Annotated in this window: 18 protein-coding genes; all 18 read right to left on the minus strand. The window is 37.3% G+C overall.

Going from position 1 to position 13,596, the window contains the following annotated elements:
- Positions 1–24 precede the first annotated feature (24 nt).
- Positions 25–1,101 carry a flagellar biosynthesis protein FlhB gene (gene flhB / locus BM012_RS00735; RefSeq protein WP_061801707.1) on the minus strand — a complete coding sequence of 359 codons (1,077 nt, stop codon included), beginning with the start codon at positions 1,099–1,101 and terminating at the stop codon, positions 25–27.
- Positions 1,101–1,877, minus strand: coding sequence for a flagellar biosynthetic protein FliR (gene fliR / locus BM012_RS00740; RefSeq protein ID WP_061801708.1), 777 nt, complete (start codon positions 1,875–1,877; stop codon positions 1,101–1,103). Before fliR ends, flhB begins: the two co-directional genes overlap by 1 nt.
- Positions 1,878–1,882: 5 nt before the next feature.
- Complete coding sequence (gene fliQ / locus BM012_RS00745; protein WP_019391829.1) at positions 1,883–2,152, minus strand: flagellar biosynthesis protein FliQ; 270 nt, start codon at positions 2,150–2,152, stop codon at positions 1,883–1,885.
- A gap of 9 nt (positions 2,153–2,161) precedes the next feature.
- A complete protein-coding gene (gene fliP, locus BM012_RS00750; protein WP_061801709.1) occupies positions 2,162–2,830 on the minus strand; it encodes a flagellar type III secretion system pore protein FliP in 669 nt (222 codons plus the stop codon).
- The gene (locus BM012_RS00755) at positions 2,823–3,443 is read right to left on the minus strand and encodes a flagellar biosynthetic protein FliO (RefSeq protein WP_235606096.1); all 621 of its coding nucleotides are present in this window, start codon (positions 3,441–3,443) and stop codon (positions 2,823–2,825) included. Before BM012_RS00755 ends, fliP begins: the two co-directional genes overlap by 8 nt.
- Before the next feature lie 69 nt (positions 3,444–3,512).
- Positions 3,513–3,875 carry a response regulator gene (locus BM012_RS00760; RefSeq protein WP_061801711.1) on the minus strand — a complete coding sequence of 121 codons (363 nt, stop codon included), beginning with the start codon at positions 3,873–3,875 and terminating at the stop codon, positions 3,513–3,515.
- A 30-nt stretch (positions 3,876–3,905) separates the two neighbouring features.
- The gene (gene fliY, locus BM012_RS00765; RefSeq protein ID WP_061801712.1) at positions 3,906–5,072 is read right to left on the minus strand and encodes a flagellar motor switch phosphatase FliY; all 1,167 of its coding nucleotides are present in this window, start codon (positions 5,070–5,072) and stop codon (positions 3,906–3,908) included.
- Positions 5,062–6,060: a flagellar motor switch protein FliM gene (gene fliM, locus BM012_RS00770; protein ID WP_061801713.1), complete on the minus strand. Its 999-nt coding sequence runs from the start codon at positions 6,058–6,060 to the stop codon at positions 5,062–5,064. The genes fliY and fliM overlap by 11 nt, the downstream gene beginning before the upstream one ends.
- A 32-nt stretch (positions 6,061–6,092) precedes the next feature.
- Positions 6,093–6,518, minus strand: a complete 426-nt coding sequence (fliL, locus tag BM012_RS00775; RefSeq protein WP_061801714.1) for a flagellar basal body-associated protein FliL — start codon at positions 6,516–6,518, stop codon at positions 6,093–6,095.
- A complete protein-coding gene (locus BM012_RS00780) occupies positions 6,518–6,733 on the minus strand; it encodes a flagellar FlbD family protein (protein ID WP_061801715.1) in 216 nt (71 codons plus the stop codon). The genes fliL and BM012_RS00780 overlap by 1 nt, the downstream gene beginning before the upstream one ends.
- A gap of 24 nt (positions 6,734–6,757) precedes the next feature.
- Positions 6,758–7,561, minus strand: coding sequence for a flagellar basal body rod protein FlgG (gene flgG / locus BM012_RS00785; RefSeq protein ID WP_061801716.1), 804 nt, complete (start codon positions 7,559–7,561; stop codon positions 6,758–6,760).
- Positions 7,562–7,582: 21 nt separating this feature from the next.
- Positions 7,583–8,209, minus strand: a complete 627-nt coding sequence (locus tag BM012_RS00790; protein ID WP_061801717.1) for a flagellar hook capping FlgD N-terminal domain-containing protein — start codon at positions 8,207–8,209, stop codon at positions 7,583–7,585.
- A complete protein-coding gene (locus BM012_RS00795) occupies positions 8,210–9,436 on the minus strand; it encodes a flagellar hook-length control protein FliK (protein WP_061801718.1) in 1,227 nt (408 codons plus the stop codon). It lies immediately after the preceding gene.
- Between the two features lie 12 nt (positions 9,437–9,448).
- On the minus strand, positions 9,449–10,042 hold the full coding sequence (locus BM012_RS00800; protein ID WP_061801719.1) for a MotE family protein: 594 nt from the start codon (positions 10,040–10,042) through the stop codon (positions 9,449–9,451).
- 10 nt (positions 10,043–10,052) lie between these two features.
- The gene (gene fliJ, locus BM012_RS00805) at positions 10,053–10,499 is read right to left on the minus strand and encodes a flagellar export protein FliJ (protein ID WP_061801720.1); all 447 of its coding nucleotides are present in this window, start codon (positions 10,497–10,499) and stop codon (positions 10,053–10,055) included.
- Between the two features lie 14 nt (positions 10,500–10,513).
- A complete protein-coding gene (gene fliI, locus BM012_RS00810; protein ID WP_061801721.1) occupies positions 10,514–11,815 on the minus strand; it encodes a flagellar protein export ATPase FliI in 1,302 nt (433 codons plus the stop codon).
- Positions 11,812–12,588: a flagellar assembly protein FliH gene (gene fliH, locus BM012_RS00815; protein ID WP_061801722.1), complete on the minus strand. Its 777-nt coding sequence runs from the start codon at positions 12,586–12,588 to the stop codon at positions 11,812–11,814. The genes fliI and fliH overlap by 4 nt, the downstream gene beginning before the upstream one ends.
- Complete coding sequence (gene fliG, locus BM012_RS00820) at positions 12,581–13,591, minus strand: flagellar motor switch protein FliG (RefSeq protein ID WP_372440002.1); 1,011 nt, start codon at positions 13,589–13,591, stop codon at positions 12,581–12,583. The genes fliH and fliG overlap by 8 nt, the downstream gene beginning before the upstream one ends.
- Between the last annotated feature and the right edge of the window lie 5 nt (positions 13,592–13,596).

Raw genomic sequence — 13,596 nt, forward strand, 5'->3', positions numbered from 1 at the left:
TCCTTCCTCCTTTGTTTAGTAATACTAGATCTTTTTTTGAATACGGTAGACATAAGCTAAAATTTCAGCCACTGCTTTAAAAAATTCTTCAGGAATGGCCTGCCCTACTTCAGCTTGCTCATATAACCCTCTGGCAAGCGGTCGATTTTCAATCATTGTAATATCATGTTGTGCGGCAACTCCTTTGATCTTTTGAGCAACAAAATCAACTCCGCTTGCCACAACGTAAGGCGCATCTGCTTTTTGTTCATCGTATTTTAGAGCAACAGCATAGTGTGTTGGATTTGTAATAATAACATCTGCTGTAGGTACATCTTGCATCATACGCGACATTGCCATTACCCGCTGTTTCTGCTTAATTTTTGAACGAATCTGCGGATCTCCTTCCGTGTTTTTATGTTCATCTTTAATATCTTGCTTTGTCATTCGAATGTTTTTTTCATAATCGTAGCGCTGATAAGCATAATCCAAAATCGCAATAAAAAGCAGAACAAGTGACGCTGCAATCCCCATTTGAAAAATAAGTTTTCCAATTGTTGGTATAGCATCTTGAACACCTTTTTGTGCTAACAGAAGAACTTCTTTTAAGTTCGCCCATAAAATAAAAAAAGTGACAAGCCCAATGCATGAAATTTTTAATACAGACTTAAAAAGTTCCACAAGGGCACGCATTGCAAAAATTCGCTTAGCGCCCATAATTGGATTGATTTTTTTTAGATCAAATTTTAATGTGTCAGTAGAGAACAAGAGTCCTATTTGAGCATAGTTTGTCAAAATCCCGCCAACAAGAGCCACTGCCATAATAGGAAGAACGGCGAATGCGATTTTAGGAAGAAGGTCCATAAATACTTTCATGACGTTTTGCTCTGTAATATCAAAGAGGAGATTATGCGAGAATCCTTCTGCTAAAATATCTAAAAACTGTTCTAGTATAAACTTGGCTCCAAACGAAAAATAAAGAAATAAAAACAAGAAAACAAGGGCTGCATTGATATCCTGACTTTTTGCTACTTGTCCTTTTTTTCTTGAATCTTGCCTTTTCTTTGGAGTTGCTTTTTCCGTCTTTTCTCCCGCAAAAAACTGGAGATCAAGCTTTAACATTATTCCCCTCCTAGGCGAGCTGCGAGCTGCATCATTACTTCAAGCATTAAATCAAACACTTCCTTCATAACTGAGAACAAGCTGCCAATAACGATAATTAATAGTAAAAACGTAACCATAATCTTTACAGGAAATCCAACAACAAAAATGTTCAGCTGTGGTACTGTACGGGCTACTATCCCTAAAGCAACATCAACAAGGAAGATTGCCGCTACAATGGGAAGCGATAACTGAAGGGCAATGGCGAACATAGACGAAAACCCATAAATGACCGTCTTAATAAACGACTCTTCTCCAAAGTGAAGTGATAGTTGACTAAGCGGCACAAGCTGAAAACTTTCGTAAAGACCATTAATTAATAAATGATGACCATCAACCGATAATAAAAATAACATGGCAAAAATAGATAAGTATTGTCCAACAAGCGGACTTTGAGCTCCTGTCTGAGGGTCAATAACACTAGCGATTGCAAAGCCCATTTGGAAATCAATAAAACTTCCCGCTGTTTGAATAGCGCTAAAAGCAATATAAGCAATAAGACCAAGGCTAATGCCAACCATGCATTCCTTTAGACTCAAGAGCAAAAATCGCCCGTCAATCGGAATAGCTTCAGCTCCGATAGCGCTTGTTAATACAATAGCTAGCAAAGCTGAAAATCCTATTTTGTGCGATGAAGGAATCGTCCTGTAAGAGAAAAATGGAGCCACAATAAAGAACGTTGATATGCGCACAAGCACAAGCAAAAAAGTTGGGAGAATAGAAAGTAAATGGTCCATTTCAATCACCCTATATAATGATGCAAGTTACTGAAAAGTTGATATGTAAACTCAACCATTGTAGACAGCATCCATGGGCCAAATAAAATCATTCCAAGGAACACGGCCACAATTTTGGGAATAAAAGCGAGTGTCTGTTCTTGAATTTGTGTTGTTGCTTGAAAAATACTAACAAGCAGACCAACAACGAGCGCAAGTAAAAGCAATGGTCCACTTACAAGAAGAATGGTCCATATTCCGCGCTCTGCTAACGAGATAATAAATTCACTATTCATAGTAACCACCTATTGAAAACTTAAGAGTAAGGATTTAATAACAAGGTTCCAACCGTCTACAAGAACAAAAAGTAAAATTTTAAATGGTAAAGAAATCATGACAGGTGGAAGCATCATCATCCCCATTGACATCAAGATGCTTGAGACAATCATATCGATAACTAAAAACGGGACAAAAATCATAAAACCAATTTGAAATGCCGTTTTCAATTCGCTAATCGCAAAAGCAGGTACAAGAGCACGCATTGGGATTTCTTTCATCGACTCAGGCTTTTCGGTTCCTTCATAGTTTAAAAAAAGAGCGAGGTCTTTCTCCCTTGTGTACTTGGTCATAAATTCCTTCATAGGCAGTGCTGCTTTATCATAGGCCTCATCTAAACTAATTTCGTTGTTGAATAACGGCTGGAGCGCTTCTTTATTCACTTCTGAAAACGTTGGTGCCATTACAAAAAAGCTGATGAATAAAGCGAGCCCAATAAGTACTTGCGTTGGAGGTGTTTGCTGAGTTCCAAGCGCTGTTCTTAAAAAAGCGAGTACAACAACAACTCTTGTAAAGCACGTCATTAAAATTAAAATGCCTGGTGCTAAAGAAAAAACGGTCAGCAACAAAAGCAGTTTTATTGTTGTTGATACAGATTCTGTGTCTGTCGTGTTGAAAAGATTTACAAACTCATTCATCGTCACCGTTTTTCCTTTCCATTTTATTTAAAAGCTCTGATCTTTCATTCTTCATTTCTTGTAAACGAGATTGAAATTCAGTCTTAAAATCTTTTTGTGTTCTTTTGCGTTTTTCCAAAAAAGTAGGAAGAAGCGTTTTATATGTTTCGCTACTTCCAAGCTCATTGTATTCGCGTAAAAGCTTTTCTCTTTCTTCGTTATCTGTAATTTGTGTTAAAAGTTCAACGTTTTGTCCAACTCCTACCACAAGTACTCTTTCTCCTACTTTGACCACCTGCACAGAGCGATTGTTTCCTAAGGTTGTTCCACCTAAATTTTGAACAAGTTTATGTGCTTGAAGTCCATGATTTCGCTTGTTTACAAATTTTAAAACTCCATATAAAAGGGCAATAACAAAAATAAAAGCTATTACTACTTTGACATAGTCCCAAGCGGACACAAAATCATGTGAGCTCTCACTTTGATTTTGAGAATCTTTAGTTGTTTGAGCCGTTTCCCCACACTTTTCCTTGTTTTCTAGACAATCACTAACAGATGGCTCACTGGCTGCAAATGTTATAGATGGAGATAATAAAAACAACACGCAAATAATACCAGCTATCGTTTTTAACACTTTCAACAAAAGCCACCTCTTCTATGAAATTTCATAGCCAAGGTGTAGAGAACACCTTGGCTCCATATCTTATCCTAATGTTTTAGAAATTGCTTCAATAACTCGATCTGCTTGAAACGGTTTAACAATAAAGTCCTTTGCACCAGCTTGGATAGCATCGATAACCATTGCTTGCTGTCCCATTGCTGAGCACATAATTACCTTGGCATTTGGATTCACTTTCTTAATTTCCTTCAATGAGTGAATGCCGTCCATTTCAGGCATTGTAATATCCATTGTTACAAGATCTGGTTTATGCTCTTTATATTGTTCAATAGCCTGCAGTCCGTCTGCAGCTTCAGCTACAACTTCGTAGCCATTCTTCGTTAAAATATCTTTAATCATCATTCTCATAAACGCAGCATCGTCAACAACTAAAATCCGCTTTGACATTCCCTTGCCCCCCTCATCATTCTTACTTTCTTATCTTAATTTGTTTAAACGATCTCGTTGACTTACGATATCTGTAACACGCACCCCAAAGTTTTCATCAATAACGACAACTTCTCCCTGAGCTACAAGCTTGTTATTTACTAATATATCAACAGGCTCACCTGCTAATTTATCAAGCTCAATAATAGATCCTGATGAAAGAGTTAAAATTTCTCTAACAGACCTTCTTGTTCTTCCAAGCTCAACTGTTACATCTAAAGGAACATCCAATAACATATCTAAGTTTTTCGTATCCGCTTTTTGAATCGGAGATGGCTCAAATTCAGAAAAAGTAGCCTGCTGAACATCTGTTTGAGAAGGACGGGACTCGTAAGGAGTATCTTGCTTTTCTGTATTCATCGAACGGTCTTGCTCATAATCAAAGTACGGTTTTTCATCCTTCATTGTTTTCTGTTCCTCTGTCATTTTTTCTTCTGTCATTTTTATCGGTTCATTTGAATCATTTTTAGGTGTTACATCTCGATGAGTTAAACTGCTAACCATTTGCTTTGCAACACGAATAGGCATAAGCTGCATGATGTCTGAGTCCATAAGCTCGCCAATTTTGAGTTTGAAGGCCACTTTTACAAATGTTTCTTCTGGTGGTACGACTTTTGTACCTTCTCCTTCAATGATATTTAATAGCTCTAGACTTGGAGGAGAAATATCTACCTTTTTCTGAAATACTTTTGACATAGATGTCGCAGATGTTCCCATCATCTGATTCATTGCTTCTTCAACAGCACTTGTCTGGATATCGTTTAGCTCAAGTGCAGCATCTTTCCCTGTTCCTCCAAGCATAAGATCAGCAATAATTGTGGCATCCTTCTGGGAAATAATAAATAAGTTCACTCCGCTTAATCCGTTTACATACTCCACTTGAAGAGCCACACAAGGATGTGGAAATTCTTTTGCTAAATCATGATGATATATAAGGGAAATACCAGGTGTTGTAATCTCTACTTTTTGATTTAATAAAGTAGACAAAGTGGTGGCAGAGCTCCCAAAAGATATATTTCCAATTTCGCCTAAAATATCGCGTTCTTCTTCTGTTAAGAGCTGATCAACGTTTTCCTGCTCTGGGCTCTCATAGTCATCGTCACTTCCCTGAAGGAGAGCATCTATTTCATCTTGTGAAAGCATGTTGTCATTGTTCATCGCTTTCCCCTCCCGTCACTTTTTCTAAAACTTGCACAGCCATTTTGCGTCCCATTTTTCCTGCCTGCGCTTTAAATTTAGGTATATGATTTACTTTAATTGTTAGCGGTTGACCAATCGATTGGTCCAAACAAATTACATCTTCATTTCCAAGTGATAAAAAGTCTTCAATGGTAATTTTCGCTTGACCGAGCTCTGCTACAATAGGAAGCTCTGCGCTATACACACGTTTTTTCAGGAGTTCTGTTTCTTCAGAGGTCGGCTCTTTTTTCGTTGACTGCATCCAATAGTGCATGGAAAGCTTTGAGACGATAGGTTCAAGTACAACATGTGGTAAACAAATGTTAATCATTCCCTTTACATCCCCAATTTGAGTTGTAAGCGAAACAACGACAACTGTTTCATTTGGTGAAACCATTTGAAGGAATTGAGGGTTTACTTCAAAGTCAGAAAGCTGTGGTTTCATTTTAGCAACGCTGCTCCAAGCTTCTTCAAATGAATCCAGTGATTTCTCTACAAGATCTGTAATTAGCTTTGTTTCAATTTCTGTTAGTGTGTCAACTTTGTTTACACTAGAACCTGTCCCACCTAAACGTCTATCAAGCATTGCATAGGCAACCTGTGGATTTAATTCAAAAAGTACTCTCCCAGCAAGAGGAGGAACTTCAATAATGTTCAAAAATGTCATATTAGGGATTGACCGTATAAATTCTTCATATGGAATTTGATCAACAGATGCTACTGAAATTTGTACATATGTACGCAGCTGTGCTGAAAGATGCGTTGTTAAAAGGCGAGCAAAGTTTTCGTGAATGCGCGTTAAGCTTCGAATTTGATCTTTTGAAAAGCGAAGCGCTCGTTTGAAATCATATACTTTTACTTTTTTAGCACGATCTTCTTTGCGAAGTTGTTCTGCATCCATCTCACCAGCTGAAATGGCTGAAAGTAATGCATCTATTTCAATTTGTGATAATACTTCATTTGACAAGCTATACGCACCTCCTTAAGACGCTTTGTCATTTATTGTATTATTTTGGAGGTTGTATAAATTTTTACAACTTTTCCTTCTTGCATCAAACTATTAATCTCTTCTTTCAACATTTGTTCAAGTGAAGAAATCCCTTCTTTTCCTCGAAATTGTTCTACTTTCATATTTGAAAGCTGTTTAATCATAAGGTCTCTTACTTGAAATTCACGTTTTGTTAGCTCTTCTTTTGCTTCCTTACTGTTCGTTTGAAGAGTAAACGACATCTTTATATAATTTTCACTTGATAAGTTCGTTGTAACGTCATCCATATTCACAGAAGACTCCACAACTTCATCAATAGATGGCTCTTTCACTTCTTCTGCTTTTCCTTCTTTTTTAAACAGAAAAAACCAAGTACTGCCTCCAGCAAGCAGTAAAAGAAAAATAATAATCGTTATGATTTTCACTTTTTTACCCATCAATCTTCTTCTCCCTGCACGTTCTTTTTACCTAAAATATGAACTTCGCTGTAAAAAGCGCTCACTTTAGCGGAAACAGATTCGACCGTTTCTCTTACAACAAACTTCTTTCCATTTGTTAACGTAATTGTTGTATCTGGAAATGCTTCCACCTGTTCAATATATAAAGCATTCAAAGTAAATTCTTTGCCATTTAGACGCGTCAGCATAATCATTCTAAATGCTCAACTCCTATGATTCTATCGTTTAAGGTTTAATAGCTCTTGTAATACTTCATCAGATGTTGTAATTACTTTTGTATTAGCTTGAAAACCGCGCTGGGCTACAATCATATCCGTAAATTCCTCTGACAAGTCAACATTTGACATTTCAAGAGTTCCTGACATTACTTCACCATATCCATCCCCACCAGGTGTACCATTCAAAGGAGCTCCTGAGTTCGCAGAAGATTGGAATAATGAACCTCCTGCTTTCTCTAATCCTTCTGGGTTAGAAAAACGAGTAAGTCCTAGTGTTGCTACAACGTTCCAGTTACCATTTACTTTCACATTGATTCTTCCTGAAGTATCAATAGCGATATCTTCAGCATTTGTTCCAATCGTAATGGCTTGGTTATTCGTATTTAAAACTTTATAGCCGTCTCCGTTAACAAGGGCCCCATTAGCATCTACATAAAAGTTGCCTGCTCTTGTATAAAATTCTTCACCATTTCCTGATTGAACTCGGAAATACCCATCTCCAGCAATAGACAAATCAAGCGTTCGACCTGTTGACTGTGTACTTCCTTCTGTATGAAGAGTATCAATAGACTGAATTTGTGAACCTAAGCCAATTTGTTTTGCATTTATCCCTCCCAAATTCACTCCATTTTGGTTCGTCGGAGCATTTGCGCTTCCAACTTGCTGACTTATCATATCTTTAAAAAGAACTCTTCCTTTTTTAAATCCCGCCGTGTTTACATTAGCAACGTTATTTCCAATCACATCAAGCTTTGTTTGAAAGTTTTTCATTCCACTAATCCCAGAATACATCGAACGTAACATATACATTCTCCTCCTAAACTTTTATGATAAAACTCTAGTAATTTGACTTTGTTTAATCGTATTTCCGTTCTCCATTTCAAAAAGAAGAGTTCCATTTTTTAAAGAAACCGATTTAACAGCAGCTTCTTTTTCAGCCCCGTCTTCCTGCCATCCTATTGTTCGTCTAATAAGATTGCTTGCATTTCCTAAAACATCAACATTTTGCACCCCTATTTTATCAAGGTCTGCTGTATTTCCTTTTAATCCTTCAGTTGTTTCAAACATCATTTGATTATCATCTATATAAACACTTTTAATGATGCCTGTTTGCTCTTTTTTTGTTTGACCATTCTCTCCTGTTGAACTCCACCTCACATTTTGATCTATTAAACTCTGCAGTTGTAAAAGCGTGTTCGGTTCTTGTTCTTCAATAAAACTTTGAACAGCTGTATTCAAATTTGTTATTTGTTCAAGCGTCGAAAAAGTCGCCAATTGAGCAATGAATTCCTTATCATCAACAGGATTTGATGGATCTTGGTTTTGAAGTTGTGTCATTAAAATATTTAGAAAATCATCTTTTCCAAGCTCGCTTCCTGAAGAAGACGTTTTCCGCTTCTCAGATTGCATTGTTTCATAAGAAAAGCGATTATTAATTTCCACTTTTAGCACCTACATTTCTTCTATCATTTCAAGCTCTTTCAAAATCTCTTCAAAGCGATTCTCTTCTTTTTGCTCTTTTGATTGTTGTTCTTTTTGTTTTCCTTCTTCATCACGAGAATCTCTTTTCAACTCAGCATCTGAACCCTCAGAGGCTGAAAACTGTTGAAGCACTTCCATTTTTTCAACCTGTACGCCTTGATGGGTTAGAGCACTTTTTAAGTGATGAAGATGATGTTCAAGCATTTCCTTTGTAGCTGATGTACTTGTTACAATTGTAGCAGTGAGCTTATTCTGTTGTTTTACAAGCTGAACTGTTATAGTACCAAGCTCTTCTGGATTAAGCTTAATGAGAAGCTTTGTTTGGTTTCCATGAACAAAGAGAGAACTGCGCTGAAAAGCTTGCTGAAGCTGCCGTACAAGCTGGTCTTCCTGTGAAGAACCATTATTGCCAATATAAAAAACAAGCTGGTGGACTTTACTCATTGTCCCGCTCGGAATAGTAGACACTAAGTTATGTTGAGTATCTAACATTCCCTTTCCTTCTTCTCCTCTTTTAACAGATGGAAAAAGGAAGGAAGCAAACGGAGAAGAGGACTCTTTTTTCTGAGAAAGAGTGGTTAATTTGTGATCAATATGAGAAAGCACGCGCTCTAATTCTTCTCTTGAAGGTAGTTTAGATGATCCCTTTAAAATCTCATCTTTCACGTTTGCTGGAAAGACCTCCAACAGCTTTGAAAAAACTTTTAAAACTCTCATTTCATCGTTTGTTAATGTCTCCTTCATATCTGCAAATAAAGGGCTTTTTTGCATTAAAAAAACCAATTCAGCATCATGGACGTTCCCCTGAATTAATTCTTTTTGAAGTATTTGAACAATCTGCAGCATTTCTTGAATCTCTTTTCCTGTTCCTTTTCCATCAATAGGAAAGAGATTATTTAACCCACTCTTCTCTGTGAAGATTTTCTCAAGTTTTTGCACCCTTGATGTCAAGGGAAGATCTCCCGAGGACTCTGACGTTATATGTTGATAAAAGAGAAGACTTATTAAACCTTCTTCTGCTGCTATATTATCATCATTTCTGCTTTCCTTTTCTTGTAGCTGTTGACTTTGTTGTTCCTGTTCTATACCTGCTTGAAGAAGCAAACCTTGAAAAAGAGGAGAACCCGTCTTTGGCTCTTTTTCAAGAGATGTTTTTAAAGAAGGGAGTGGTACTATTTCGGATGTAGTAAGTTTCATTCCTTTTTCTCCTTATTGAACGTTCGCTTCTTCAGCCAAAAGTTCAGTATACTTAGCAGCCATGTCAGGTTCCATTTTTGCTAAAATGTTTGCGAGCGCTTCTGTTTTTAGTTGTCCGAGTAAATCAAGAGCTTGGTCTTCTTTCAATTCGCTTATAATAAGGGCAGCATTTTTAGGTGACATGGATTCATATGAACGAACAAGGTTCTTCATCTCCGCTGTTTGAGAGTCTCCCTCTTCCCCTGTGCTTGCTTCTGTTTCTTTACTATTTTCCTCAGTTGGCATTTCTGCTTTTGCACGCTCGAGCTTCACTTGAAGATTTTCAATTTCAAGATCTTTCTCTTTTATCTTTTTTTGCAATGCTTCCATTTCTTGATTTTGCGTGTTAGATGAGTTCGTTGACTGAGATGATGCCTCTTGGTCGCTTTCTTCATTTAAGAAAGGAAGGGCTGAGAATACTTTTCCTTTAACATCAACTCCACTAGCGCTTAACAGCAAGTATCCTGCTCCACCTATAATGAGAAGAAAGAGTAAGAAAACAATAAAAAGGAGAGGCCCTTTCTTTCGCTTTGGCTCTTTTTCTGTCTCCGCCTTTTGTTTTTTCATAAGCTTTCCCTCACCTAATTCCTTTCAATAAGTATTGCTGAATAGATACTTCATCCATTTGTTTTGCTTCGCTCTCTCGTTGGAGATTTTGATAATGAATAAGCGATTTTGTTTCCATCTTTTCGTACTTCTTCACTTCGATGTTTTTCTCACGTAGCTTAACTTCTTTAATTCTCATTGTCTGTCGAGCGATGTTCATCTTTTGTTGAAGAACTTCAATTTCACGTTCTAAATAATCCATATAGTTTTGAGACTGTTTTAACTTCTCGACAGAAACACCTATGCTCATTTCTTCATTATATTCATCGATAAAATTCTCTTTATGTTTCAAACATTGATAAAGACGTTGACCAACTTCTTCAAACTGACTGACAGCTTCATTGTATTCATTCAGCATTCGATCTTTTTCAGATTGTTTAATTGCCATAACTTTAGAAAATTTAAACTGAAAACTCACATTTTTCATTCCTTTTATACTAGGTTGTTCAGCTCTTCAATGCTTTCTTCTAAACGTATTTTTTCATCTGTTCCTTGTTTTAAGAAACTAATAATTTCAGGATATAAAGTCACTGCTTCATCGATTTTCTGAGAAGATCCTCTTTTGTACGCCCCAATATTTATTAAGTCTTCAGCCTCTAAATATGTTGAGAGAAGATCTCTTAATCGATTTGCTTTCTCTTTATGTTCTCTGGTAACGATGCTGCTCATCACCCGACTTATACTTTTTAAAACATTGATAGCTGGATAATGCCCTTTATTTGCAAGAGCTCGGTCAAGCACGATATGCCCGTCTACAATTCCTCTTACCGTATCAGCAATAGGCTCGTTCATGTCGTCTCCATCGACAAGAACTGTATAAAAAGCTGTAATAGATCCCCTTTTGTTTCTTCCTGTTCTCTCTAAAAGTCTTGGAAGTGTAGCAAATACAGAGGGAGTATAACCTTTTGTTGTTGGAGGCTCGCCAACCGCAAGCCCAATCTCACGCTGTGCCATTGCAACACGAGTTACAGAGTCCATCATAAACATAACGTTCTTTCCTTGATTCCTAAAATATTCTGCAATACATGTTGCTGTATAAGCTCCTTTAATACGCATTAGGGCAGGCTGATCTGATGTTGCAACAATGACGATTGAATTTTTTAACCCTTCTTCACCTAAATCATGTTCAATAAATTCGCGAACTTCTCGACCTCGTTCACCAATTAACGCTATGACGTTTAAATCTGCGTTTGTATTTCGGGCAATCATTCCCATAAGGGTACTTTTTCCAACTCCGCTTCCTGCAAAAATTCCTAGCCGCTGACCGTTTCCAACAGTTAATAGCGTATCAATTGTTTTAACTCCAACTTCAATTGGTTCGCGAATTGTTGGACGCTCAAGCGGGTTTGGTGGATCTTCTTCAGCTGAAACGTTGAAAAGACCTTTTGGAAGTTCTTCACCATTTAACGGCTGACCAAGCGAATCTAACACACTTCCAATAAGAGCTTCCCCAACTTTGATTTGGAGTGGCTTTGATGTTGTTTCAACAATACACCCTGGCGAAATATCACGTACATCTTTGTAAGGCATAAGAATAACAAATTCTTCTTTGAAACCCACCACTTCTGCTTTAATATGTGCTGCTCCATTGCGTAAGTGGATGTAGCATATGTCTCCAATAGAAGTGCTTGGCCCTCTTGCTTCAATCATTAACCCTACTACTCTCGTAACTTTTCCGTATCGTTTGAATGAAGAAATGTCTTCTATCCTCTCTAAAATTTCTTTTACTTTCATATCGTTTCCTCATCCTTCACCATTTCGACGAGGCGTTTCTTAATTTCAGCAAGCTGGCTGTCGATGCTTGCATTTACTTTTCCAAATGAAGATTCAATCATACAATCTGTTTCACCAAGGTCCTCACTTGGATAAAAGAACAAGGAAGTATCAGAGCTTAAAAGCAGGCTAAGTTCCTCTTTTCGCTGAGAGACAAGCGTATAGTATTTTGGTGAGATGTATATATGAATATTCTTATGATCACGAACTTCTTTAACTGCTTTTTGAACAACATGAATATACTTCTCTTCATTTTCCTCAAGCTCAATATTTAAAATCTTTTTCGCAACCTTCATCCCAAGCTCTAAAATCACCATCTCTGATTGTTCAATATACTGATAATACGAGTCTTGAACATGGTGAACCATTGCTTCTGCTTCCTTTAAAAGCTCTTTATATTGATTTTCAGCTTCCTGCTTTCCTTGAAAAAAACCTTTTTCAAACCCTTCTTGCTTTGCTCTTTCCAAGAGCTGTTCATATTCTACTTGCCATTCTTTACGTTTTTCTTCAACCGTTTTTTCTGCCTCTTGAAGCAGTTTTTGTGCTCTAAAACGTATTCTTTCAGCCTCTGTCTGAGCTTGCTGAACTTCACTTTCAGCTTGCTCTCGCATTCGCTGCTTTTGAACTTCGCATTCTTCTACTGTTTCAATCTTGAATTGAACAGGCTGTATACCTATCTTTTTTCCATCTTGAGCATGTTGGAATCCATGATGTTTTTTAATAATATTAGACAATCATATCATCCCCTCCGCCGCGCGCAATCACAATTTCTTCTGATTCTTCGAGCTGACGAATGACTCCTACAATTCTTGATTGTGCTTCTTCTACGTCTTTTAATCGAACAGGTCCCATGAATTCCATTTCTTCTTTAAAAGTAGCAACCATGCGCTGTGACATGTTTCGGTAAACAACTTCTTTTACTTCATCACTTGATACTTTTAAGCTAAGAAGCAAGTCTTCGTTACCAACTTCTCGAATAATACGTTGAATTGCTCTGTTGTCCAAAATGACGATATCTTCAAAAACAAACATGCGTTTTTTAATTTCTTCTGCAAGTTCTGGATCTTGAATTTCAAGCGTATCTAAAATGGTTCTCTCTGTTGAACGATCAACACCATTGAGCACTTCCACAACAGCTTCAACACCACCTGTTTGTGTATAATCTTGAGTAACTGTTGTAGAAAGCTTTCTTTCGAGGACTTTCTCAACTTCATTAATAACCTCAGGTGATGTGCTATCCATAACAGCCATTCTTCTTGCAATATCTGCCTGCTGTTCTTGCGGAAGTGAAGATAGAATCTGGCCTGCTTGTGATGGTTCCAAGTAAGAAAGAACAAGGGCAATTGTTTGCGGATGTTCATTTTGGATAAAATTAAAGATTTGAGTTGGATTTGCTTTACGAGCAAAATCAAATGGGCGGACTTGCAGAGACGATGTCAAACGCTTAATAATAAGCGCAGCTTGATCTGCTCCAAGCGCCTTCTCAAGAACGGTTTTGGCATAGCCAATTCCACCTTGAGAAATATAGTCTTGAGCAACAGCTAGACGTTCAAATTCTTCTAGCACTTTATCTTTTGTTTCTAAATTTACTTTTTTAAGAGCTGAGATTTCTAATGTTAAACTTTCAATCTCTTCTTCTGTTAAATGTTTATAAACCGATGCTGAAACGTCTGGTCCAAGCGTAATTAAAAGGATGGCTGCCTTCTGCTTTCCTGTTAACGCACCTTTTTGTTCCACTCTTG

The sequence above is a fragment of the Priestia endophytica DSM 13796 genome, assembly GCF_900115845.1.
GTDB classification, from domain to species: Bacteria; Bacillota; Bacilli; order Bacillales; family Bacillaceae_H; genus Bacillus_I; species Bacillus_I endophytica.